Source organism: Candidatus Centipeda massiliensis (assembly GCF_900290285.1).
GTDB classification, from domain to species: domain Bacteria; phylum Bacillota; class Negativicutes; order Selenomonadales; family Selenomonadaceae; genus Centipeda; species Centipeda massiliensis.
In genome coordinates this window covers 661525-683934 of sequence record NZ_LT985754.1, presented here as the reverse complement: position 1 = coordinate 683934, position 22410 = coordinate 661525, and the positions used below count along the sequence as shown (strand labels likewise).

Here is a 22410-nt window from a genome sequence, read left to right as displayed (position 1 = left end):
TATCTATCGCCGAAAACTCTCCGTATATGTCCACACGATATCGAGGAAATACCGCGCGAGTCTATCATCAAAGATTTCACGATAGCTTTCATCGCGCTCGTGAATGTGGTACGTGTACCGATCGAACGAGATCGTCCCATCCTCACGGATCAGCGCCTCCGTCTCAAGGTGGAACGCATAGCGCTCCGTACGCACGCAAATTTTATAGGTCTGTCCCGGGTAGATGGAGTTGCTGACGGTATACTCCCGCCGCTGTCCGCCGAATGCTTCCGGCAGATTCCCGTCGAGATATGCGGCGTCAATCGGATAACCCGCGAGCTTTCCGAGGATCTTGTAGATATCCACGGAGCTTGTCAGCTCGTCCACGCGCCCGAGCGCCGGCACCCCCGCACCGCGCGCCATCAGTGCCGCGCCCGTCTGCTCCTCGCTCATGAGGTACGGACTGCGCGCGTGGACGGAAGTGCCGTGATCGGAGTAGAGCAGAACGATGTACTCATCGTCTTCATAGTGTGATGTCAGATAGTCAAACAGATACCCGAGCTGCCGATCTGCGTCCTGAATCGCCCTGCGGTTGACATACTGACTCAGGGGATTCGGCTTGAGAAAGACAGATGCGGACATATCCTGCTCCTGCAGGACATCGGCAAGCGGCAGATGTGTCGATGCGGCGGCAGGCGTACTGATGTCCGAGTTATAGGGGTGCGTATCCGCAAAGTGCATAAACAGGAAGTTGTCACATTCGCCGAACGCCTCTAAATGCCGGATCGTGCGCTCCACGCCATCCGCTGCATGCACCATCATGTGGTTCACAATCAGCCGATCATAACCACGCGTCGCCCCGTTGTAGATTCCCTCCCCATCCCCTTGGATGTTGACACAGTAGTAACCCAGCGCCTTCATCTGTTCGGATATCGTCACATAGGTGGGGTCAAGGGTAAATGGCTGTCCCGGTTCAGTAATTTGTATGTGGTGTTGATAGAGTCCCGTTTCTATCGTTGTAAGGGCAGCATAGGTGTATTCCGATGAGGAATACGAATTGTCAAAAATAACACCTTTTTGGAAGAATCGCATGATATTCGGGATGAGCGCATAGTTCTCCCGCTGCATTTCCTTCCAGCAAAGTCCATCCGCAAGAATGTTCAGGACAATCTTCCTGCGGTGCCTATCATGCCCCAAGATAATTGGCTCACCCATAAGAAATGGTCGATTTGCCCGGATCATCACCGAATCTTCGATGCGATAAAAATTGAACTCACCACGCCCAAGAAGCATTGAACGGTCAATGTTTTCTCCTTGAAAAAATAAAATTTGCTGATCTTCCTTTGCAGCAATCGGAAGAAGCAGCTTGTATCCGTTTGGTTCCATGCGAATGTTGTTCTTTTCGTCCGCTATCATGATGTCGAAGATGAAATCATGATATATCAGGAATTGGTGCTCTTCGGTTGCCGTATTCATAAGGTCAACCAATCGGCTTCCCATGTGCATCATGCCGTATGGATTGTAGACTCCCACCCGATACTGCGGCAAATCCTCGGAAAAACGCAGAACCTCCGCGCCAATATGGATGCAAAGCCTTGTGTCGAGTTTGCCGTCCTGTTGATATACCTCTCGAATCAGCGGCGCGTAGCGCGACGGTGTGTAGCCGATGGTCAGTGCGTGAAGGCAACGTCCCAAGAGTTCCGCATCATCCTCCGGGAGATGCTCCGGCGGATTTGCGCGGGATAAGATCTGAAAGAGCAGGGAACGGTCGAGCTGTCCTGATGCACGATAGACACGCGAGAGGAAATTGCAGGTACGCACGCTCATCTTGCGTTTTGCATACGCCTCTTCCCCATAGGAAAGTGCTTTCTTAAGATCCTTTTGAGCCAGCGCTTTCTCGGCACGGAAGAGTTCATAAAGCTCCCCCAGCGGACAGAGGCGATGATACTCTTCCGCCTTTTCCTCTGCATCCGCACCAAAGTCCTGCGCCGCAATCGCCGCCTCCAGTTCCTGCGCCAAGGTGCGTCCCCGCATCTCGTCATGGGTGCGGCGATAACGCTCCGCCGCCTGTGGAATGGCATTCTCTTCCCCAAACACAAGGATATGGAGGAGCACAAAAAGCCCCGTCTCCGCATCCATACAAAAGCGGTGCGCTTTCTTGTCAAAGAGAACGCTGTATGCGTTTGTCACGGGAAAAAGGAGCGCGGGCAGATCATCGTATTCGGACAGTTCAGGTTCATCATACGATGCCGCATAGCACGCGGCATTCTTCGCATAATTCTCCCGCAGTGTCGCCTCATTCGGCGCATAACACAGTTCATGGAGTGCGCGATAGAGTTCCGCATCCTCACTCTCGTTGTACGCCGCCATCAGTTCCCGCACCCCCTCAACATACTGCACATCAAATGTCTCTGCCATTGTCCCCCCCTATGTTTCTTCCCTACCGCCGAAAACTCTCCGTATATGCCCACACGATATCGAGGAAATACCGTGTAAGCGCATCGTCAAATACCTCGTGATAGCTTTCATCGCGCTCGTGAATGTGGTACGTGTACCGATCAAGTGAGATCGTTCCGTCCTCACGCGTGAGCTCCTCCGTCTCAAGGTGGAAGGCATGACGCTCCGTACGCACGCAGATTTTATAGGTCTGTCCCGGGTAGATGGAGTTGCTGACAGTATACTCCCGCCGCTGTCCGCCGAATGCCTCCGGCAGGTTCCCGTCGAGATATGCGGCGTCAATCGGATAGCCCGCAAGCTTTCCGAGAATCTTGTAGATATCCACGGAGCTTGTCAGCTCGTCCACGCGTCCTAGGCACGGCACATTCGCGCCGCGCGCCATCAGTGCCGCGCCCGTCTGCTCCTCGCTCATGAGGTACGGACTGCGCGCGTGGACGGAGGTGCCGTGATCAGAGTAGAGCAGAACGATGTACTCATCGTCCTCATAGTGTGATGTCAGATACTCGAACAGATATCCGAGCTGCCGATCCACCGCCCGTATTTCCGCATGGTTGACATATTGGCTAAGCGGATTCGGCTTTAGAAAGACCGCCGCCTCGGTACTCTGTGCCTGCAGTGCGTCCGCAAGACAAAGACGTGCCTGTGCACCGACCGGCGTACTCACATCCCCATTGTAAGGGTGCGTATCCGCAAAGTGCATAAACAGGAAGTTGTCACATTCGCCGAACGCCTCTAAATGCCGGATCGTGCGCTCGATCCCGTCCATGGCGCGCAGCGACCAATGATTCACAATCAGTCGGTCAAAGCCGCGCGTCGCACCGTTGTATACTCCTTCCCCATCCCCTTGGATATTCGTACAGTAATAGCCGAGGCGCTTCATCTGCTCCGACATTGTGATACAGGAGGACGGCAGGGCAAACGGTATGCCGGGTGCAGCAATCTGTGTATGATGCTGGTACAACCCTGACTCGATGGAGGGCAGAGCGGGATAAGTATACTCTGCCGTCGAATAGTTATGATCGAAGATCACGCCTTTCCCAAAGAAGTGCATGATATTCGGCACACATACGCAGTTCTCTCGCTGCACCTCCTTCCAGCTGAGTCCGTCGGCGAGAATGTTCAACACAAGTTTTCTGCGCCGCAGACTATGGCGAAGGACAATCGGTGCGCCGACGGCGAAGGGCAGCTCCGAATGAATCGTTACAGGCTCCTCAATGCGGTAGAAGTTGAACTCCGCTTTGCTGAGCAGCATCGTCCGCTGCAAATTCTCCGCCGTGAAATGCAGTGACTGCCGTACCGTCTTCGCCGCAATCGGCAGAAGTACGGAGCTGCCGTCCTCGGGCTCCGCATGAATCTCCGTATGCTCCTGTGCTTTCATCAAGTCAAAGAGGAAGTCATTGTAGATCGGCAGATCGTATTCATCCGCCTTTGTATTCATGAGATCCAGCACCTTGTCCTTGATGCAGATCTGCCCATAAGGATTGTAAATGCCCGCCCAATAGGCGGGCATTTCTTCAGAAAATCTCGGCAGTTCCTCCGCAAAAACCGCTTGTGTACGAGTCTGCATGACACCGTTGACAAGATAGGGCACCTTCGCAAATGGGGCAAACCGTGCATCCAGAGATGCCGCGCTCAGTTTACGGAAAAACGAAATACGCTCCTCCGGATCATGCGGGAAGACCATCGCATCATGCCCCTTGGAAAGAACAAGGAACTGCATTGCGCGATCATAACGCCCCGCTGCATAATAGACGCGGTATAGGAAATCACAGACCGCCGTGCTCATTCGACGCTTTTGATATGCCGCTTCCCCACAGTAAACAGCTTTATCAATATTGCCGTAGAAAAGAGATGCCTCAGCACAAAACAGTTCGTAAAGTTCTCCATGCGAGCAAAGTGCATGGTACTCCTCTGCAGCTTTTTGTGTTTCAACATCGAAGTTCTGTTCCGCAATCGCCGTCGTAAGTTTACGCGCCAAAGCGCGTATCCATTTCACATGGTTCGCACGCTGAGTCTGCTCCATCATCGTCCCTCTCTCCTCAGAACAGCCCCGTAATCACGCCGTCCTCTGTGATGTCCATGCCCATCGCCGCGGGTGTCTTCGGCAGCCCCGGCATGGTGAGGATATTTCCCGTGAGTGCGACGACAAAGCCCGCCCCGCAGGAGGCGCGGAGTTCGCGCACGGTGATGCGGAAGCCCGCCGGTCGGCCGAGGAGCGCAGGATTGTCCGAGAGGGAGTACTGCGTCTTTGCCATGCAGACGGGCGTCTCGGTCATGCCGAGTGCCTCCATCTCCGCAAGCTGCTTCTTTGCCGTGTCTGTGAAGTCCACGCCCTCCGCGCCGTAGATTTCCTTTGCAATCGCTTCGATTTTCTCTGCGATGGACGCCTTTGCATCATAGACAGGGTGAAAGTCCGCACGTTTGCCGAGTGCTTCCGTCACGGCATCCGCAAGGGCAAGCCCTCCTGCACCGCCCTTTGCCCAGACCTCGGAGCGCACGCATTTCGCGCCGAGCCGCGCGCAGATCTCCTCAAGGAGTGCAAGCTCCGCCTCGGTGTCCGTCGGAAAGACGTTGACGGCAACGACAGCGGGCAGTCCGAACTTGCCGATGTTCTCAATATGTTTTTCGAGATTCGCCGCGCCCCGCTTAAGTGCATCGAGGTTTTCCACGCCAAGCGCGTCCTTCCCCACGCCGCCGTTCATCTTGAGTGCGCGCACGGTGGCGACGATGATCGCCGCATCGGGCGAAAATCCCGCCAGTCGGCATTTGATGTCAAAGAATTTCTCCGCGCCGAGATCGGCGCCGAAGCCCGCCTCGGTCACGACGTAGTCCGCACATTTCAGCGCGTATTTCGTCGCCATGACGCTGCTGCAGCCGTGTGCGATGTTCGCAAAGGGACCGCCGTGGATAAAGGCGGGCGTGCCCTCGATGGTCTGCACGAGGTTCGGCTTGATCGCGTCCTTGAAGAGCAGCGTCAGCGCACCTGTCGCACCGAGCTCCTCTGCATGCACGGGACGGCCGCCGCGCGTCCAGCCGATGAGAATGCGCCCGAGGCGCTTCTTCATGTCCGCAAGTCCATCCGCAAGGCAGAGAATCGCCATCATCTCCGAGGCGACGGTGATGTCAAACCCCGACTCGCGCGGAATGCCGTGGACGCGTCCACCGAGCCCCGTGACGACATGGCGCAGGGCGCGATCGTTGATATCGAGTACGCGCTTCCAGACGATGCGGTTCACATCGAGATCGAGTGCATTCCCCTGAAAGATGTGGTTGTCGATCAGCGCGGCGAGGAGGTTGTGCGCCGTGGTAATGGCGTGAAAGTCGCCCGTAAAGTGGAGGTTGATGTCCTCCATCGGGACAACCTGTGCATAGCCGCCGCCCGCTGCGCCTCCCTTCATGCCGAAGCACGGGCCAAGGGACGGTTCGCGCAGTGCGACGACGGTCTTTTTGCCCTGTTTGTGGAGGGCATCGGCGAGCCCGACGCTCGTCGTTGTCTTGCCTTCGCCCGCAGGGGTCGGGTTGATCGCGGTGACAAGGATGAGTTTGCCGCGCGTGTTCTTCGCGCCCGCAAGTGCTTCGGGCGTGAGCTTCGCCTTGTACCTGCCGTACGGTTCGATATGCTCTTCGGCAATGCCGAGTGTCTTTGCGATCTCCGTGATGGGGCGCAGCTGCGCCGCACGTGCAATTTCTACATCGGATTTCATTTCTACGCGCCTCCCTATCCTCTCTGCATCTTTGCCGCCTGCACGACGTTCTCCATCAGCATGGCAACGGTGAGAAGTCCCACGCCGCCCGGCACGGGCGTAATCGCGCCCGCGACCTCAGATACGGCATCAAAGTCCACATCGCCGACGAGTGTTTTCGGTGCGATGCGGTTGATGCCGACATCAATGACGGTCGCTCCGGGCTTCACCATATCCGCCGTAACGAAGTGCGGCCGCCCGACCGCCGCGACGAGGATATCCGCCTCGCGTGCAACCTCTGCAAGGTTCTTCGTCCGCGAGTGACAGACGGTCACGGTCGCATGGCGCTCCAATAGCAGCATTGCCATGGGCTTGCCGACGATATTGCTGCGTCCGATGATAACGGCTCGTGCGCCCTCGATGGGGATGCCCGCATAGTCGAGCATACGGATGCAGCCCGCAGGGGTGCAGGGGCGCAGTCCCGGCGCACCGATGGCGAGATGCCCGACGTTCACGGGATGAAAGCCGTCCACGTCCTTGCGCGGGTCGATGCGGCTCAGGATCTCCTCCTCATGCACCTCAATCTGTGCGGGCAGGGGCAACTGTACGAGGATGCCGTGCACGGCATCGTCCGCATTCAGCGCGTCAATGCACGCAAGCAGCTCCTCCTTCGTCGTCTCGGCGGGCAGGGCGATATGATCCGAGAGAATGCCCAGCTCCTCACATGCCCGCTCTTTGTTGCGAACATAGACTTCAGACGCAGGATCTGCGCCCACAATGATGACGGCAAGATGCGGCAGAATGCCCTTGGCTTTCAGCTCTGCCGCCGCACGCCCCGCCTCCTCCTTGATCTTTGCGGCGAACTCTTTTCCATACAAAATGCGTGCCATAACGCTCTCCTTTTATACCAGATAGCTGATCCATGTAAAGACAAAAATTGCAATCGACACAATCCCGTTGCGCATGAAATACATCTGCGTCACGCGCGAGAAGTCCGTGGGGCTCGCAATGCGGTGCTGATAGACGAGCGTCCCTGCCGCAATGCCGACGCCGATGTAGTAGGGAAATGCGAGGTGCATCATGACCCCGAGTACCACAAAGAGAATGATCGAGAGGACGTGCATCGCACGCGAGATCTGAAACGCGCCGTGCGCCCCAAACGAGACCGCAAGGGAGTGGAGTCCCTGACTGCGGTCAAATTCCTCATCCTGCGCCCCGTACATTGCATCGAACGCAGCGATCCAGAGTGCGACTGCGATAAAGAGGATGACCATGGGCAGCTCTACTTTTCCGCTGATTGCCACCCAGCCGCCCGCCGGTGCCATGCCGATGGCGATGCCGAGGAAGAGATGCACCCAGCCCGTCACACGTTTCATATAGGGGTAGATGAGGAAGGGCACAGCCGCAAACGGCAGGAGGCGGATGCAGACGGGATTCAGCTGCAGCACTGCAAATACAAGCACAAGGAGGCACACGCCTATAAAGACGAGCGCCTCCACCTTGGTCACGCGCCCCTGCACCATCGCGCGATAGGCGAGGCGGGGCTGCTGCTTGTCATATTTCAGATCGGCAAGATTGTCGAGAGCCAGTGCCGCCGAACGCGCCGCCGTAATGGCGAGCACGATCCAGCCGAGGTCGCCGAGCGGCGGATTTCCTCCCGCCGCGAGCAGTGCGCTCATCAGGGCGAACGGCAGGGAGAACACCGTATGATGAAAGGCGGTATTGTTGATATGCGCCCGCAGGCGCTCCATCCACCAGCTCAATCCAGACCGAACTCCTTCCACCGTTCATTGACGCGCCGCACAATGTCCTCGGACATCACGATCTCGTCGGGCCACTCGCGCGCGTGCCCTTCCTCCGGCCACGTCTTGGTCGCGTCGATGCCGAGCTTCGAGCCCCATTTCGCCATTGGCGAGGAGTGGTCGAGCACGTCCAGAGGTCCCTGCACGATCTCAAGGTCATACTTCGCGTCGATGTTGTTGAAAACGCGCCACCAGACTTCCTTCATGTCCTGCACATTGACGTGCGCGTCCACGACAATGATCATCTTCACGTTCATCATCTGCCCCATGCCCCAGAGCGCGTGCATGACCTTGCGCGCGTGCATCGGGAACTGCTTCTTGATGGACACGACGATGCAGTCGTGGAACACGCCCTCAAGCGGCATATTGACATCCACGACCTCGGGCAGCATCTGCTTTAAGAGCGGCAGGAAGATGCGCTCCGTCGCCTTTGCAAGGAAGCAGTCCTCCATGGGGGGCTTCCCAACGACCGTTGCGGAGTAGATCGGATCCTTGCGGTGCGTGATCGCCGTGATGTGAAATACAGGGTACTCGTCCGCGAGCGAGTAGTAGCCCGTGTGGTCGCCGAAGGGGCCCTCGCGGCGCATCTCGTTTGTATCGACGTAGCCTTCAAGGATGATCTCCGCCGTTGCGGGTACTTCGAGGTCGACGGTCACACATTTCACCAGTTCGACCGATTTATGGCGCAGGAATCCCGCAAAGACCATCTCATCGATGTCGCGCGGGAGCGGTGCGGTCGCAGCGTATGTCACAACGGGATCGGTGCCGATGGCGACCGCCGCTTCGATGCGCTGTCCGCCGCGCGCCTTCATATCGCGGAAGTTCTCCGCGCCGTTCTTGTGGATGTGCCAGTGCATCCCCGTCGTGCGGCTGTCATACTTTTGCAGGCGGTACATGCCGACGTTGCGCTTGCCCGTCGCCGGGTTCTTCGTAAAGACGAGCGGCAGGGTCACGAACGGGCCGCCGTCGTCCGGCCAGCACTTCAGGATAGGAATCTCATCAAGATTCGGATTCTCTGTCTCGATGATCTCCTGACACGGCGCATTCTTCACGTATTTCGGGAAGTTGATCGCCTTGCGCGCCATCGGGATGAGCGTCATGAGGTTCATCTTGTTTTGGAGGGAAATATGCGGGATCTTGAGGATCTCCGTCAGTTCATCCGCCACGTCGTCGAGCTTTTCCACGCCGAACGCAAGTGCCATGCGCTCGTAGCTGCCGAATGCGTTCATGAGCACGGGCATTTTCGAGCCTTTGACGTTCTCAAAGAGGAGCGCGACGTTCTCCGCCCCCTCGCGCTTCGAGATGCGGTCGGTGATCTCGGTGATCTCCAGTTCGGGATCGACCTCTGCCGTAATGCGCTTCAAAAGTCCGCGCTCTTCGAGTGCGGCGATGTATTCGCGCAGATCCTTATATGCCAAGATATTCCCTCCTATTTTCTGAGTATAAATCGTACGATCAAATAGCCGATGCCATAGAGCACGATCATCGGCAGGGCGATCATCGACTGGGTGAACACGTCGGGGGTCGGCGAGATCACGGCAGCGATGACAAACGAGAGAAAGATGACAATGCGGGCGTATTTCCGCAGGAATGTGGAGGAGATAAAGCCCAGCTTGCCGAGGATCGTGATGATGAGCGGCAGTTCAAAGACAAAGCCGAACGGCAGCACGAACATGATGACGAACTCGAAGTAGCGGTTCACGGAGAACAGTGCTTCGAGTTCGTCGTTGCCGAATCCCTTGAAGAACATGATCGCAGCGGGGAAGACAAGGAAGAACGAGAACGCCAGCCCGAGGAAGAAGAGAATGACCGAAACGGGTACGACGATGCCGAGTACCAGACGTTCCGCGCGAGTCAGTGCGGGCAGGAAGAAGCGCCACACATGGTAGAAGATCACGGGCAGCGCGAGAAGAAAGCCCACGACGACAGCGATCTTGATGTAGGTGAAGAACGCCTCTGCGGGCTGCATATAGTAGAGTTTTCCGACCGGTACGGTCAGATAGTGCATGATGTCGTCGATGAAGTAGTAGCCGACCGCAGAGCCGACGGCAACGGCGAGCAGGCACTTGATGAGCCGCGAACGCAGTTCCGTCAGATGGGCGATGAGCGTCATGCTCCCATCATCCGCCGCAGCCTCTTCCGCCGTCTGCGTTTCCACGGCGGGCGCGGGCGGTGCTGCCGGCTGCGCAGGTGCGGGAACGGGCTGCTCCCCGTTCGTGCCGCTCTGCTCTGCCTCGGCCTCTTTCGATTCCTCCGCCATGGGTCAGCTCTTTGCCTCTTTTTTCTCGCCGCCCTCGATCTGCTTTGCCTCCTCGGTGACGTTGATCTCCGTGCGCTGCGCCTGCTGCGGTTCGTTGTTGGCGGACTTGAACTCCTTGATACTCTTGCCGAGTGCCTTGCCGATGTCGGGCAGACGACCGGGGCCGAAAATCACGAGTCCGATGATAAGAATGAGTACGAGTTCGGGAACTCCCAGACCAAACATAAGATCCTCCTAGAATATACTATGCTTTATTTTCTGTATGATTAGATGTGTTCTGCGCCGCCTGATGTGCCTCAACGGCAGCTGCCGCAGTAGCTGCGGTGGGCGTTGCCGTGGGGGTCGGTGCTGCAGCGGGAGCTTCCGTCGTCGCCTGTACCGTCTGTGCAGGCTGGGCAGCGGGCTGCGCCGCAGGCTGTGCCGGTGCGGGCGGCGGCTCGGGGGCGTTGATCGCCGCCGTCAGCGCATTCGATGCCTTGCGGAACTCACGGATGCCCTTGCCGAGCGAGCGCCCCATCTCGGGCAGCTTGCCCGGGCCAAAGACGATCAGCCCCACCACTAAAATCAAAATCAGTTCGGGTACACCAATGCCAAACATGGATATCTCCTTATGTGCTCTCCTAAAACAGTGTCTCCCTCAAGTGTTACAGACGCGGTTACGGACGCGCGAACTCCTCGCAGAACCCTCGTTACGCAAGCGGTCAGGCACTTATCTGCCTAAATACCTGCGGATTCCAAACGCGCTGCGCTTGGACGGTCAAAATCCGCAGGGGGCAGAACGCGCCCTCTCTTCCGCTTGCTCCACTAGGGTTTGCTACGGAGCATCGCTGTCCGCATCCCTTCGTAACATTTATTATAGAAGCCTAAAACTCTCTGCGTCCGATAAAGTCTGCCGCCATCAGGCAGGTCTCGCGGATACGCTCGTCAAGGGACTCCGGCAGCGCGGCCTCGGCGCGTGCCAAATAAGCATCCGCCTGCTCCTGTGCATAGTCCAGACCATCCGTCATGCGGACAATCTCAAGCGCACGCGCAACTTCATCGTCGGTCATCTTCGGGTTCGTGATGAGTGACGTAAGCTCCGTACGCCGCTCCGCATCCAACACTTCGAGTGCACGGATGACGGGCAGCGTCACAAATCCCTGTGCGAGATCGCGTCCCGCAGGTTTTCCGATATGCTCCGAGGTCTGCCGATAGTCGAGAAGATCATCCGTGATCTGGAACGCCATGCCGATTGCGTGGCCGTAGAGCGCCATTCCTTGCGTATCCTCTGCGCTCATGCCGCCAATCGCACCGCCGAGTTCGCAGCAGATCTCAAGGAAGTCCGCCGTCTTCTTGCGAATGCGTTCATAGTAGGCATGCTCACTTGCAGGAACCTGATAGACCGTATGATCCTGAAGGATCTCACCCTCGCTCAGCGTACAGACAAGCTGTGCAAGCTTCACGTAGACCGAGGAGTCATAGCCCTCCTCCGCAACGAGTTTGAACGCGCGTGCAAAGAGGTAGTCGCCGCTCAAAATGGCGACTTGATTCCCCCACTTCGCATTCGTCGTCTCCGCCCCGCGCCGCGTGTCCGCCTCGTCAATGACATCATCGTGCACGAGGGAAGCCGTATGAATCAGCTCAAGCGCCACCGCAATCGGCATTGCACGCGCACGATCAAACGCCGCGCCACCGCGTGCCGCGAGCAGAAAGAGTGCAGGACGCAGCCGCTTTCCGCCCGAGGAGACGAGATGCTCGCCCACATCTGTTATGAGGGGTGTCTCCGAGACAACGGATGCGGCGAGTGCCGGCTCAAATGCCTCAAGATCCGCCTGTATGACATCAAAAATGTCGTTCTTCAACGTCGTATCACCTACATTGGGCGCATCTCCGTATGCCGCCCACTTTCTTTCAACCTACAGAACCTCCACACATTCTATCATATTGCAAAGATACCGTCAAAATTATTTCAGGAATCACTGATAAAATGAAGTCCGTCAGATTGGCGTAGATTTTTTCGTCCGAACAAGGCGGAAAACCGGACGCAGAGTGGTGCTCTGTGGAGGATTTTCCGCCGAAGTGCGGGCAAAAAAGATGCGTCAAGATGATGGTGCTGAATTTATCAGTGCTTCCTGCATTGTACTCTTATGCTGTGCGCATGATTATCGTTTCTGTAGGATCAGCGCGCTTCCCACGGCACGCTCCGTACCGTCCGAGGGGGAATTGACTACGTCGCCGTTGACATAGAGTGCGGAGGAGCCGCCGCCGTCCAGATTGATCGCATTCTGCACGCCGAATTTCAGGAGAAGCTCGGCAAACTCTGTCAGCGTCAGCCCATGGCTGTGCGACTGGCGTCCGTCGACGACGGCAAAGACAATTTTTCCCTCCTTCGTCACACCGACGGCACTGCGCGGCGCACGTCCATAGCGGATGTCGCCCGGAAACTGCTCCTCGCCCGCCGTCACGTGAACAGCGCCGTTTTCGACAAGGCGTGGTCCCGCACCGACAATATGTACGGCGCGATCCCACATCGCTCCCGTCTGTTCCATGAGTACCGTCGGGTCGCCAAGGCGCGTCCCCGCCGCCGCAAAGGCATCCATCGAGGAACCATGGACGGAGACGACGTAACCGTCCGAGGGGATCGCCGAATCATTCGTATTGATCTCTGTCACGCGCCCCTCGCGAATCACATATTCCAGCCCGTACGGATTCGTTCCCGTTGTACGTCCGTACGCGCGGTTGTAGATCACGAGTCCATCCTCCCCGCGTTCGGCATTGACCCCCGACACGGGCAGCGTCACCTGATCGATCTTCACGGCTCCATTGTAGGAGACCTTGCCAAACACAAACGAGCCGTCAGGCATCACGCCGAACGCGCTGCGGTCGTAGTAGGTCGTTCCGACAATCACGCCGTCGATCTTCGTCACGCCGAGGATCACACCGTTTGCCGCAAAGTAGGAGGCGTTGACCGCCGCTGCCGCGTTTGTATCACGCGCGATCCCGCTCACGGTCTGCCGCCCGAGGATCGTGCCGCGTGCGAGCGCGGGACGGACATTGTACTGCGTCGGATCGGCTTCGACAAAATACGAGGTCACCTGCCCATCCTCATCCTCATAGATGTAGGTGCGCTGCATGAGCCCCGGTGCAACGTCCTCCTCGACCAACAGGGGCAGCTTTGGCTTTTCCTCAGCCGCTCCGGCTCCGCTTGTCTGCGCGTCATTTGTACTGCCGTCCGAGGCGGGCGTTGGCACCGGCAAGGCGGACAGCTTTCCCTCCGCAGGGCTGCTGTTTCCCGCCGCCTTTGGCATGACATCGAGAAAGACGCGGAACGGATTCGTCAGATTGCCAATCGCATAGTCCATCCCGTTCGCCATTGTGACCGTCACATAAACGTGACCGCCGCGCGTGGAGTAGGACACGCCATCAATGCGGTTCGTGCGCACAGCACGCCGCTGAAATGCGGCTGCACCGGTATCTGTAAAGTCAAAGGTCAGCTCGCGTCCGTCGGCAGAGAGGCTGACATGATAGACGGGCATCTCCGTGAAATCGAAAACCAAACGATCATGCTGTGCCGTGCTCGCACTGCGCAGCCCTTTCAGCTCCGCCGCCCATGTGCAGGACGATGCCGCAAGCATCAGTGCCGCCATGAGTATGAGGATTTTCTTCAGAACACGCATAGAATACTCCAAACTAAATCTAAAGTTTCGCATTAAAAAAGGGGCAGCTGAATGAGCGCCCCTATCGGCTCGCGATGCTCGCCACTTCCCCCGTTGCGACGGGGGAAGCTAATATACCGTAATGAAAAGCCTCCCCCGTCACTACGGGGGAGGGGGACCGCGTAAGCGGTGGAAGGGGCACCACTAAACCTCACCTTGTCTTGATGCTCAGCTGCTTATACATCATATCCGCAATGCCGATACCGCCCGCCTTCGATGCCGCCGTCATCAGCTCCGTGTCCCGCATATCCTCGAAGATCTTGATCGCATTGGATTTCTTTCCAAACAGATCCGTCTCCGGCACGGTCGCACGCATCTGCTTATACATCATGCTGAGGAACATCGCCTCGAATCCCTCGCATGCCTCACGCAGCTTCTGCGCCTCGACATCGGCTTCCTTGTGCTTCGGCACAGGGGATGCTGCCTCCGTCATATCCGCAGCATTTGCCTTGCGCTGAAGCTCATCGAGGGTTGCCTGAAAGGACTTGCTCTCCGCACTCACGCGCGCGGCATCGTAGGAGGTCTGCGCTGCTCCGCCAAGAAGCGCACTGTCATTGATTGGCTGTATCGTCATGCTATACCTCCTGCCGCTTACACAATATCGAGTTCGGCGTGCAGCGCACCTGCCGCCTTCATCGCCTGCAAGATCGAGATGGTCTCGCGTGGATTGGCACCGACCGTATTGAGGGCGCCCACAATGTCGCTGATGTTCGTCGTCGCGGGCAGAATGATCGTGCTGCCCTTCATATCCTGCACATCCACGTCGGCGTCCTTCGATACCACCGTGTTGCCGTAGCTGAACGGTCCCGGCTGCGAGACATCCGTATTCCCCTGGATGTGGATCGTGAGCCCGCCCTGCGTGATGGAAATGGCATCGACGGAGATTTCGCCGCCCATGATGATCGTCCCCGTGCGCTCATTGACCACAACGCGCGCCATGTTGTCGGGGCGAACGGGAAGCTCCTCGATGGAAGCGACAAAGCCGACCACGTTCCCACGGAAGTAGGACGGAATCGCCACATCCACGCGTCCGGGGTTGCTTGCCTGTGCAATGCTGCCGTACTGTGCGTTGATCGCACCCGCGACGCGCGTCGCCGTCGTGAAGTCCGGACGGGCAAGCGAGAGCGAGATCTGACCGTTCGCCCCGATTCCGTCATCCTCCACCGTACGTTCGACGATGCCGCCATTTACGGCGATCCCGACGGTCGGGAACGCCTTCGTCATGGTGCTGCCGCCGCCCCCTACTGCAAAGCCGCCCGTTGAGACACCGCCCTGCGCAACAACATAGACCTCGCCGTTGCCCGCGCGCAGCGGCGTCTGGAGGAGCGTGCCGCCGCGCAGGCTCTTTGCGTCGCCGATGGAGGAAACGGTCACATCAAGCGTGTCACCCTCGCGCACGAACGGCGGCAGGGTCGCCGTCACCATGACCGCCGCAACATTCTTGAGCTTGATGGAGCCAGTGTTGACATTGACGCCGTAGCTCGTCAGCATATTGGCAATCGACTGCACCGTCTCACCCGAGCTTGAGCCATCGCCTGTGCCGTCGAGACCGACGACGAGACCGTAGCCCATCAACTGGTTGGAGCGTACCCCCTGCACCTTGGAGATGTCCTTGATCCGCGTCACCGCAGACTCTGCAGAGGCAAGCCCCGGCAGTGTGCCGAGTACAAGCGCAAGGAGGAGCAGAAGGACGGATAAGTTTCTCATAAAAGCGCCTCCCGTTAGAACAGTATGTTGAAGATCTGCGTGAGAATGCCCTGCCGCTGCTTTGCATTCAGGGGTCCCTTGCCATCAAAACGCACGGTCGCATCCGCGACGCGTGAGGAGAGAACCGTATTCGAGCTTGAGATGTCCTCAGGACGGCAGATGCCCCGGAACACAATCTTGTGCTCGTTCTTGTTCTGCCAGATCGACTGCGTCCCCTCAAGGATGAAGTTGCCCGCCGGCGTAATGTCGACAATCGTGACGGTGACATTGGCCGCAACGCGATTGGAGGAGGAGGCGGAGCCTTTGGCACTGAACTTGTCCGATCCGCTTGCCGATGCCGCCTGCAGAAAGTCAAAGATGCCGATGCCCGCGCCGAGCTTGACGGATCCGCTCTTCTCGTTCGCGGAGCTGCGCGTCGCCGAGGTCGTCGTTGACTCATTGATCACAATGGTGACAATGTCGCCAATGCTCGACGCACGATGGTCGGCAAACGGACTCTTGGCGGGATAACCGTTTGGGTTGTTCCACAGGGATTCTGCCGAAACGGTGGGAGCGAGAGACGCCGTACACAGGGCGAGTGCCAGCAGCCCCGCAAGGCATTTTCTTTTACTCATATTGAACTCCTTATGGAAATATCTTCATCCAATGATCTGCACGGTTGCAGCATCGAGCACCTTGCCGCGCAGCAGCTTGCCCGAATGTGCGTTGCGTACGCGGATCGTGTAGCCGATGCGTCCACTCTCAAGGGCTACGCCCTCGGCACGAACGACGACACCGTTCGTGTTCAGAACCAGCTCCACGGGGCTGCCCGGACGCACGACAATCGGCATGGCGAGCATGGCAGGCGTGATCGCCGCGTCCTTGCGGATATAGCGCCCCGCGACGCGTCCCCCGAGCCGCGCAAAATCCGTGATGGTCGTCTCAGGCGACGTGTCCACGGCATGCTCCTCCACGCGCGCGTTCGCGGGCGTAATCTCTGCCTCTGCGCGGATGTCCGTCGTCGCGACAAGCACGCGGTCATAGACGGTGAGCCGATAGTAACTCGTCGCCCGCTGATAAAGCACGCCGTCCACATAGACGACAAATGCCGCCGGAAACTCACGGTCATAGGGCAGTCCGCGCGGAAACGCGACCTCCGCCGTCACCTCGCCTGCAGGGAGGTTCATACGCGCCGCAGCACGGGCAAGGCGCAGCTCATGCCGCCGCGTTTCACCCACTGCCGCAAGCTGTTCCTCGATCTTCTGCTCCGCGAGCGCGGAGAGCTGTGCGGAGGACAGAACGGTGGGAAAGCGCTCGGCCTGCGTTCCGCCGCCGTACGCAGCAGCCGTACCTGTCCACAGAAAAGCGAATAAGCCACTCCATAGGCATAGAATGGCTGTAATCGTACGTCTTTGAAAACTCAACGCTTGAGCGAGTTTGCAATCTCAAGCATCGAATCCGATGTCGTGATTGCCTTCGAGTTGGACTCATAAGCGCGCTGGGAGACGATCATATCGACCATTTCCTCAACGATCTGCACATTGCTCATCTCAAGCGTGCCCTGCGCAAGCGTACCCGCACCATCGACGCCGGGATTCGACTCGATTGCCTCACCGGAGGCGTCGGACACGACGAAGAGATTCTTGCCAATCGCCGTCAGACCCGCCGGATTGACAAAGCGCGCGAGCGTGATCTGCCCCGCCTCTTGCTGCTGTGTCTGCCCCGGCTCACGATAGGAAACACGCCCGTCGCCCGAGATCGTGATGGAGTCGGACGGTGCGTTCTGACCAATCGTAATTCCGTCCGCGAGCAAATAGCCATCCGTCGTTACCATGCGGCGGTCACTGTCGAGCTTCCACGTACCGTCGCGCGTGTACGCCGTCGTGCCGTCCGGCATCGTGACGCGGAAGAAGCCCTCGCCCTGAATGCCGATGTCCGTCGGGTTGTCCGTCGTCTGGAGCGCTCCCTGCGTAAAGACGCGCTGCGTCGCCGCTACGCGCGTGCCGAGGCCGATCTGCATGGCCGTCGGATACTGTGAGTCCGCTCCATTCTGTGCGCCCCCTTCACGGAGCGTCTGATAGACGAGATCCTGGAACTCCGCACGCACCTTCTTGCCGCCATAGGTATTGACGTTCGCGATGTTGTGCGCAACGACATCCATGTGGGTCTGCTGCGCCTTCATGCCAGACGCTGCGGACCAAAGTGCTCGCATCATAGTCGATATCCCCCTCCAAGAGTTGATTATATTACAAGTAGTTCACTTATCTATATCGAATGAACGACTGTTTTCCTTAAGGAATCGCTGATAAATTCAGCGATCTCTTAGCTCACGCGTCCGACATCACTGACCGCCTTCTCAAGGAGCGTATCCTGTGTCTGCACAGCCTTTGACCCCGCCTCGTAGACGCGGTAGTTGTTGATGAGCTCGACCATCTCCGTGACGACGCTCGTATTCGACATCTCAAGCAGCCCCTGCTCAATCGTTCCCGTTGCCTGCTGCGGACGTGCGCCCTCCTGCGGGCGGTAGAGGTTATCCCCCTGCTTGACGACAACATCATTGATGCCGAACTGGACAAAGCCAAGCTGTGCGATCTCCGCCCCGTCCGCATAGATGCGCCCGTCGCCCGTAATGTTCACGTTCCTCGCGTTCGCAGGAATCGAGATCGGGCGTCCGCGCGAGGAGAGCACTGCCTGCCCGCGCATATTTTGCAGCTGCCCGCCCGACGAGCGATAAAAGCCGCCGTCACGCGTATAGCGCGGCCCGTCCGGCGTTCCAATGACAAAGTAGCCCGGCCCCGAGATGGCAAGGTCATACGTGTTGCCCGTCGTCTGCATCGCTCCCTGCATGTGATCGGTCGCAATCTCGTCCACGGAGGATCCAAGACCAAGGGTGCCGACGCGCGGCGCACGATTCCCGTCGATGCGGAACCCCTTGAAGCTTGTCACCTCTGTATCAGCCGAGTGATCGTTGATGCGGCGCAGCAGCATTGGCGCGAACTCGCGGATCGCCATATCGTCGCGCTTATAGCCCGTCGTCGAAGCGTTGGCGAGATTGTTCGCGATCATGTCCGTGTGTTTGGTCTCCGTGATCATGCCGGATGCCGCAATATAGAGTCCTCTCCACATAATATCCCTCTTTTTCCCGAAAACAGCTCATACTCTTATATTTTCGCTGTATGGCGTGTTTTTCCTCTATTTTTTTCGCCCAAAGCTCGTATTTGTCGCCTTGCCGTCAAATTTATCAAAGATATCGAGCGCCTTGCCGCAGCCAAGTGCCACACAGGTCATGGGATCGTCCGCGACGAAGGTCGGCGTTCCCGTCTCCCGCTGAATGAGGTCGGACATGCCGTAGAGCAGTGCGCCGCCGCCCGTCAGCACGATGCCACGATCCATGATGTCCGCAGACAGCTCCGGCGGCGTCTCCTCAAGCACCTTCTTGACACAGTCGACGATGCGCATCACAGAGTTCTCTATGGCAGAAGATGCCTGGGCCGTAGAGATCGTGACATTCTTGGGCAGCCCCGAGAGGAGGTCACGCCCGCGCACGTCCATCTGCTCGCGCCGCGCTGCCGTGTGTGCTGCACCGACGCGCACCTTGATCTCCTCCGCCGAGCGCTCGCCGATGAGAAGATTGAACTCGCGCTTGACGTAGGCGATGAGATCTTCATCGAACATATCTCCTGCAACGCGGATGCTCTCACTCGTCACAACACCGCCCAGACTGATCACGGCAACGTCCGTCGTACCGCCGCCGATGTCAACGACCATCGACCCCTGTGCCTCTACGATGTCAAGCCCTGCGCCCATCGCCGCTGCAAGCGGCTCCTCGATGAGCTGGATGTGCCGTGCGCCCGCCTGCTCGGCAGCCTCCTGCACGGCGCGCTGCTCCACCATCGTCACACCCGAGGGAATGCAGATCATGATGCGCGGACGGAAGACAATGCTGCGCCCGACGACCTTTTCGATGAAGAAGCGCAGCATACTCTCCGTAATGTCGTAGTCTGCGATAACGCCGTCACGCAGCGGACGAATTGCAACGATGTTGCCGGGCGTGCGCCCGATCATCTGCCGTGCCTCCTCGCCGATCGCAAGCACCTGATTGGTGTCGCGGTTGACCGCGACCACGGAAGGTTCTTTGAGGACAATCCCCTTGCCCTTGACATAGACGAGCACATTTGCCGTCCCAAGGTCAATCCCAATATCCATTGACATACCGAACATGTACGGCAAGCCTCCTATATATCATTTATATTATTTCATCAATCATCTGCGGCACTCTCCGCCACCTGCTGCGGCGGCACGGGAATCAGCGCCGTGCGGATCTCCTCCAGAGGCTGTTCCAACGAGGTCTGATATGCCTCCTGCAGTTCCTTATTGTCCCATTCGGTCTGTTTTCCATAGAGGAGAATCCCATCCAAAAAGGTCATCACGATATCCGAAACGTAGGATCTGGCGACCTCGCTTGCGGTCATGTATACATCCTTCGTCTGCAGTTCAAAGGCGATGCGGTCAATATAGTGCTCCCCCTCGATGAGATACCCGAGCGAGCGCAGGCGCAGCCCAAGCTCCCGCGTGGTGACTGCGTCGCGCGAGGTGGACGAGCGATCCGCAGCGACCTTCTCGAACATCTCCCACGATTCGTCACAGAGTTTCCCCACCGCATCCAACATCTGGTCGCGCGCGCGTTTCTTTCGCCAAAGCACCTCACGCACCGACGGCTTTTTCTGCGCTGCCATGCCCTTCCTCCCGTTCAAACACATTCCCTTTTTCGTGACTCCATTATAATTTGTTCGTCCCATATCGTCAATCTATAATTATTCGCATGGAACGCTCCCTTGCATTTGCATGCGGATTCAATGTAAAATAAGGAAAAGATTTCAAAATGAAAGGATATCCTATGGCAGAAATTCTGAAAGAAGGACCTCGCCTTCTGCTGCGCCGCGCAGATGCTGCGGACGTTGACTATATCTGTGCCCTGCAGGAGGCAAAGGAAAATCGCGACTACATTGTCCCATTCTCGCGCGCGGATCACGAGACGATCATCGCGCAGGGACAGGCAGCAATGGACATCATCGTCGAAGAGCGCGCATGCGCTGAGCGCGTCGGCTATCTCCATGTCACGGGACTCCTGCTCGACTCGAAGGAGCAGGAGTGGACGCACGTCATCATCGGCAAGAAGGGGCTCGGCTACGGACACGAGGCGATGAAGCTGCTGAAGGCGTGGGCGTTCGACGATAGGGGTGCACACCGCGCATGGCTCGACTGCAAGGACTACAACGCGCGTGCGCTGCACCTCTACGAGAGCGAAGGCATGGTACGCGAGGCGCTGATCCGCGAGACGATCCTGCACCGTGGTGTCTACGAAAATCTCGTTGTCCTCGGCATCCTTGACCGCGAGTACCGCGCACGCAAACGCGCGGGTCTTGAATTGTAAGGAATCACTGATAAAATGAAGTCCGTCAGATTGGCGTAGATTTTTTCGTCCGAACAAGGCGGAAAACCGGACGCAGAGTGGTGCTCTGTGGAGGATTTTCCGCCGAAGTGCGGGCAAAAAAGATGCGTCAAGATGATGGTGCTGAATTTATCAGTGCTTCCTAAGGAGGAAATGACATGAATGATAAGGATCTGACTGCGCGCGCGGCGGAGTTCCGCAGCCGTGCCTACGCCCCCTACTCGGGCTTTTCCGTCGGCGCAGCACTCCTCGGCAAGAGCGGTAAGGTCTACGGCGGCGTCAATGTCGAGAATGCCTCCTATCCCGTTGGCATCTGTGCCGAGCGCGCGGCAATCGCTGCTGCCGTTACGGCGGGCGAGCGTGCATTTGAGGCACTTGCCATCATTGCGGACAGTCCCGTACCGTGTGCTCCCTGCGGCATGTGCCGCCAGATGCTCGTGGAGTTCCCGATCGCACGCATCATCCTCGCCAATACGGCGGGCGACGTATGCGTCATGACCCCCGCCGAACTGCTCCCGCACGCCTTCGGCGCGGCGGTGCTGCCTGAAAAGGAGACCGCTCATGAAGATCCTCATCGTTGACGACTCGCGCCTCGTGCGCATCAAGCTCAAGGCGGAACTCTTTGACCGCGGGCACACGGTCATCGAGGCACGCGACGGCGAGGAGGCGCTGCGGTGCATCTCAGACAAAGCCCCCGACGCCGTCTTTCTCGACATCATCCTCCCGAAGCTCGATGGCTGCGCGGTGCTGCGCCGTCTGCGCAAAGAGCACCCGACTCTTCCCGTCGTCATGCTCTCGACGGCGGCCACGGAGGAGAACTTGACGTGCGCCAAGGAAAACGGTGCGCTCATGTTCATCCGAAAGCCGTACGCCGATGACGAGATCACCATGGCGCTTGTCAAAATGCAGCAGTCTGTGGAGGGACAATGAGCGAATTTGATACGAGCTACATGGAGACCTTCCTCGCGGGGCTTGCCGACTACGCGCGTATCACTGCCGCGGTCGAACAAACAGCGGCGGACGCCTGCTATGTCACCATATCGCAGCGACTCGACGTGGACGGCAGCCCCCTCATCGTCGCCCTCGCCGCCTCCGTAGACGCATTCTACGCGCTCGCGAGCGGCTACAGCGGTGTCTCGCTCGACGGCATGGATGAGCTTGCCGTCGATGCCGTCGGCGAACTCTTCAACGTCATCAACGGACACTTTTCCTCGCGTATGCGCACGCAGGGACATGCCGTCTCCATCCTCGATCCGCCGCGCCATCATCACGGGGCGGCAGAACCCGCTGCGCCGATATTCTCATACGACATCATGGGCGCCGTCGGCACCATGCGCCTCTTTGCGGCACGGGAGGAATTCCTTTCTGCTGCGGCGCATTGATAACCCATCATAAA

The 22410-nt window shown here is 58.2% G+C and carries 23 protein-coding genes; 4 read left to right on the top strand and 19 right to left on the bottom strand.

Going from position 1 to position 22410, the window contains the following annotated elements:
- Positions 1-3: 3 nt before the first annotated feature.
- From C8273_RS03265 to C8273_RS03170, 19 genes are all read right to left on the bottom strand, one after another.
- Entirely contained in the window at positions 4-2397 is a 2394-nt protein-coding gene (locus C8273_RS03265; RefSeq protein ID WP_106626380.1) for a sulfatase-like hydrolase/transferase, read from the bottom strand.
- A gap of 22 nt (positions 2398-2419) precedes the next feature.
- Positions 2420-4462, bottom strand: a complete 2043-nt coding sequence (locus tag C8273_RS03260) for a sulfatase-like hydrolase/transferase (protein WP_106626379.1) — start codon at positions 4460-4462, stop codon at positions 2420-2422.
- A 13-nt stretch (positions 4463-4475) separates the two neighbouring features.
- Positions 4476-6140 carry a formate--tetrahydrofolate ligase gene (locus tag C8273_RS03255; RefSeq protein WP_106626378.1) on the bottom strand — a complete coding sequence of 555 codons (1665 nt, stop codon included), beginning with the start codon at positions 6138-6140 and terminating at the stop codon, positions 4476-4478.
- Between the two features lie 14 nt (positions 6141-6154).
- On the bottom strand, positions 6155-7009 hold the full coding sequence (gene folD / locus C8273_RS03250) for a bifunctional methylenetetrahydrofolate dehydrogenase/methenyltetrahydrofolate cyclohydrolase FolD (RefSeq protein ID WP_106626377.1): 855 nt from the start codon (positions 7007-7009) through the stop codon (positions 6155-6157).
- Positions 7010-7021: 12 nt separating this feature from the next.
- Positions 7022-7870, bottom strand: a complete 849-nt coding sequence (locus tag C8273_RS03245) for a 4-hydroxybenzoate octaprenyltransferase (protein ID WP_199821007.1) — start codon at positions 7868-7870, stop codon at positions 7022-7024.
- Between the two features lie 8 nt (positions 7871-7878).
- Positions 7879-9339, bottom strand: coding sequence for a menaquinone biosynthesis decarboxylase (locus C8273_RS03240; protein WP_106626375.1), 1461 nt, complete (start codon positions 9337-9339; stop codon positions 7879-7881).
- 11 nt (positions 9340-9350) lie between these two features.
- Positions 9351-10181: a twin-arginine translocase subunit TatC gene (gene tatC, locus C8273_RS03235; RefSeq protein WP_106626374.1), complete on the bottom strand. Its 831-nt coding sequence runs from the start codon at positions 10179-10181 to the stop codon at positions 9351-9353.
- Positions 10182-10184: 3 nt separating this feature from the next.
- Entirely contained in the window at positions 10185-10406 is a 222-nt protein-coding gene (gene tatA, locus C8273_RS03230; protein ID WP_106626373.1) for a twin-arginine translocase TatA/TatE family subunit, read from the bottom strand.
- 19 nt (positions 10407-10425) lie between these two features.
- On the bottom strand, positions 10426-10779 hold the full coding sequence (locus tag C8273_RS03225; RefSeq protein ID WP_106626372.1) for a Sec-independent protein translocase subunit TatA/TatB: 354 nt from the start codon (positions 10777-10779) through the stop codon (positions 10426-10428).
- A 265-nt stretch (positions 10780-11044) separates the two neighbouring features.
- Positions 11045-12022 carry a polyprenyl synthetase family protein gene (locus C8273_RS03220; protein WP_106626371.1) on the bottom strand — a complete coding sequence of 326 codons (978 nt, stop codon included), beginning with the start codon at positions 12020-12022 and terminating at the stop codon, positions 11045-11047.
- Positions 12023-12322: 300 nt separating this feature from the next.
- Complete coding sequence (locus tag C8273_RS03210; RefSeq protein WP_106626369.1) at positions 12323-13837, bottom strand: phosphodiester glycosidase family protein; 1515 nt, start codon at positions 13835-13837, stop codon at positions 12323-12325.
- Between the two features lie 190 nt (positions 13838-14027).
- Positions 14028-14450, bottom strand: coding sequence for a rod-binding protein (locus C8273_RS03205; RefSeq protein ID WP_106626368.1), 423 nt, complete (start codon positions 14448-14450; stop codon positions 14028-14030).
- A 17-nt stretch (positions 14451-14467) separates the two neighbouring features.
- Positions 14468-15583 (bottom strand): flagellar basal body P-ring protein FlgI, encoded by a 1116-nt coding sequence (locus tag C8273_RS03200; RefSeq protein ID WP_106626367.1) that lies wholly within the window; start codon positions 15581-15583, stop codon positions 14468-14470.
- A 14-nt stretch (positions 15584-15597) separates the two neighbouring features.
- A complete protein-coding gene (locus C8273_RS03195; protein WP_106626366.1) occupies positions 15598-16197 on the bottom strand; it encodes a flagellar basal body L-ring protein FlgH in 600 nt (199 codons plus the stop codon).
- 24 nt (positions 16198-16221) lie between these two features.
- Positions 16222-16986, bottom strand: a complete 765-nt coding sequence (flgA, locus tag C8273_RS03190; RefSeq protein WP_106626365.1) for a flagellar basal body P-ring formation chaperone FlgA — start codon at positions 16984-16986, stop codon at positions 16222-16224.
- A complete protein-coding gene (flgG, locus tag C8273_RS03185) occupies positions 16983-17777 on the bottom strand; it encodes a flagellar basal-body rod protein FlgG (protein ID WP_106626363.1) in 795 nt (264 codons plus the stop codon). The genes flgA and flgG overlap by 4 nt, the downstream gene beginning before the upstream one ends.
- Positions 17778-17884: 107 nt before the next feature.
- Positions 17885-18688 carry a flagellar hook-basal body protein gene (locus tag C8273_RS03180; protein WP_106626361.1) on the bottom strand — a complete coding sequence of 268 codons (804 nt, stop codon included), beginning with the start codon at positions 18686-18688 and terminating at the stop codon, positions 17885-17887.
- Between the two features lie 66 nt (positions 18689-18754).
- Positions 18755-19783, bottom strand: a complete 1029-nt coding sequence (gene mreB / locus C8273_RS03175; protein WP_106626359.1) for a rod shape-determining protein — start codon at positions 19781-19783, stop codon at positions 18755-18757.
- A gap of 38 nt (positions 19784-19821) precedes the next feature.
- Positions 19822-20298, bottom strand: a complete 477-nt coding sequence (locus C8273_RS03170; RefSeq protein WP_106626358.1) for a hypothetical protein — start codon at positions 20296-20298, stop codon at positions 19822-19824.
- 161 nt (positions 20299-20459) lie between these two features.
- Between C8273_RS03170 and C8273_RS03165 the strand changes: the two genes are divergently transcribed.
- The 4 genes from C8273_RS03165 (at position 20460) to C8273_RS03145 (ending at position 22396) form a co-directional block, all read left to right on the top strand.
- Positions 20460-20996, top strand: coding sequence for a GNAT family N-acetyltransferase (locus C8273_RS03165; protein WP_106626357.1), 537 nt, complete (start codon positions 20460-20462; stop codon positions 20994-20996).
- Positions 20997-21172: 176 nt separating this feature from the next.
- Positions 21173-21595 (top strand): cytidine deaminase, encoded by a 423-nt coding sequence (cdd, locus tag C8273_RS03155; RefSeq protein WP_106626356.1) that lies wholly within the window; start codon positions 21173-21175, stop codon positions 21593-21595.
- Positions 21576-21944, top strand: coding sequence for a response regulator (locus C8273_RS03150; RefSeq protein ID WP_106626355.1), 369 nt, complete (start codon positions 21576-21578; stop codon positions 21942-21944). The genes cdd and C8273_RS03150 overlap by 20 nt, the downstream gene beginning before the upstream one ends.
- Positions 21941-22396, top strand: coding sequence for a hypothetical protein (locus tag C8273_RS03145; RefSeq protein ID WP_106626354.1), 456 nt, complete (start codon positions 21941-21943; stop codon positions 22394-22396). The genes C8273_RS03150 and C8273_RS03145 overlap by 4 nt, the downstream gene beginning before the upstream one ends.
- Positions 22397-22410: the final 14 nt, after the last annotated feature.

What these genes read in the sequence shown, in the direction of transcription:
- C8273_RS03265 (WP_106626380.1), bottom strand. Translation starts at nt 2,397, where the DNA reads ATGGCAGAGACATTTGATGTGCAGTATGTTGAGGGGGTGCGGGAACTG.
- C8273_RS03260 (WP_106626379.1), bottom strand. Translation starts at nt 4,462, where the DNA reads ATGATGGAGCAGACTCAGCGTGCGAACCATGTGAAATGGATACGCGCT.
- C8273_RS03255 (WP_106626378.1), bottom strand. Translation starts at nt 6,140, where the DNA reads ATGAAATCCGATGTAGAAATTGCACGTGCGGCGCAGCTGCGCCCCATC.
- folD (WP_106626377.1), bottom strand. Translation starts at nt 7,009, where the DNA reads ATGGCACGCATTTTGTATGGAAAAGAGTTCGCCGCAAAGATCAAGGAG.
- C8273_RS03245 (WP_199821007.1), bottom strand. Translation starts at nt 7,870, where the DNA reads ATGGAGCGCCTGCGGGCGCATATCAACAATACCGCCTTTCATCATACG.
- tatC (WP_106626374.1), bottom strand. Translation starts at nt 10,181, where the DNA reads ATGGCGGAGGAATCGAAAGAGGCCGAGGCAGAGCAGAGCGGCACGAAC.
- tatA (WP_106626373.1), bottom strand. Translation starts at nt 10,406, where the DNA reads ATGTTTGGTCTGGGAGTTCCCGAACTCGTACTCATTCTTATCATCGGA.
- C8273_RS03225 (WP_106626372.1), bottom strand. Translation starts at nt 10,779, where the DNA reads ATGTTTGGCATTGGTGTACCCGAACTGATTTTGATTTTAGTGGTGGGG.
- C8273_RS03210 (WP_106626369.1), bottom strand. Translation starts at nt 13,837, where the DNA reads ATGCGTGTTCTGAAGAAAATCCTCATACTCATGGCGGCACTGATGCTT.
- C8273_RS03205 (WP_106626368.1), bottom strand. Translation starts at nt 14,450, where the DNA reads ATGACGATACAGCCAATCAATGACAGTGCGCTTCTTGGCGGAGCAGCG.
- C8273_RS03200 (WP_106626367.1), bottom strand. Translation starts at nt 15,583, where the DNA reads ATGAGAAACTTATCCGTCCTTCTGCTCCTCCTTGCGCTTGTACTCGGC.
- C8273_RS03195 (WP_106626366.1), bottom strand. Translation starts at nt 16,197, where the DNA reads ATGAGTAAAAGAAAATGCCTTGCGGGGCTGCTGGCACTCGCCCTGTGT.
- flgG (WP_106626363.1), bottom strand. Translation starts at nt 17,777, where the DNA reads ATGATGCGAGCACTTTGGTCCGCAGCGTCTGGCATGAAGGCGCAGCAG.
- C8273_RS03180 (WP_106626361.1), bottom strand. Translation starts at nt 18,688, where the DNA reads ATGTGGAGAGGACTCTATATTGCGGCATCCGGCATGATCACGGAGACC.
- mreB (WP_106626359.1), bottom strand. Translation starts at nt 19,783, where the DNA reads ATGTTCGGTATGTCAATGGATATTGGGATTGACCTTGGGACGGCAAAT.
- C8273_RS03170 (WP_106626358.1), bottom strand. Translation starts at nt 20,298, where the DNA reads ATGGCAGCGCAGAAAAAGCCGTCGGTGCGTGAGGTGCTTTGGCGAAAG.
- C8273_RS03165 (WP_106626357.1), top strand. Translation starts at nt 20,460, where the DNA reads ATGGCAGAAATTCTGAAAGAAGGACCTCGCCTTCTGCTGCGCCGCGCA.
- cdd (WP_106626356.1), top strand. Translation starts at nt 21,173, where the DNA reads ATGAATGATAAGGATCTGACTGCGCGCGCGGCGGAGTTCCGCAGCCGT.
- C8273_RS03150 (WP_106626355.1), top strand. Translation starts at nt 21,576, where the DNA reads ATGAAGATCCTCATCGTTGACGACTCGCGCCTCGTGCGCATCAAGCTC.
- C8273_RS03145 (WP_106626354.1), top strand. Translation starts at nt 21,941, where the DNA reads ATGAGCGAATTTGATACGAGCTACATGGAGACCTTCCTCGCGGGGCTT.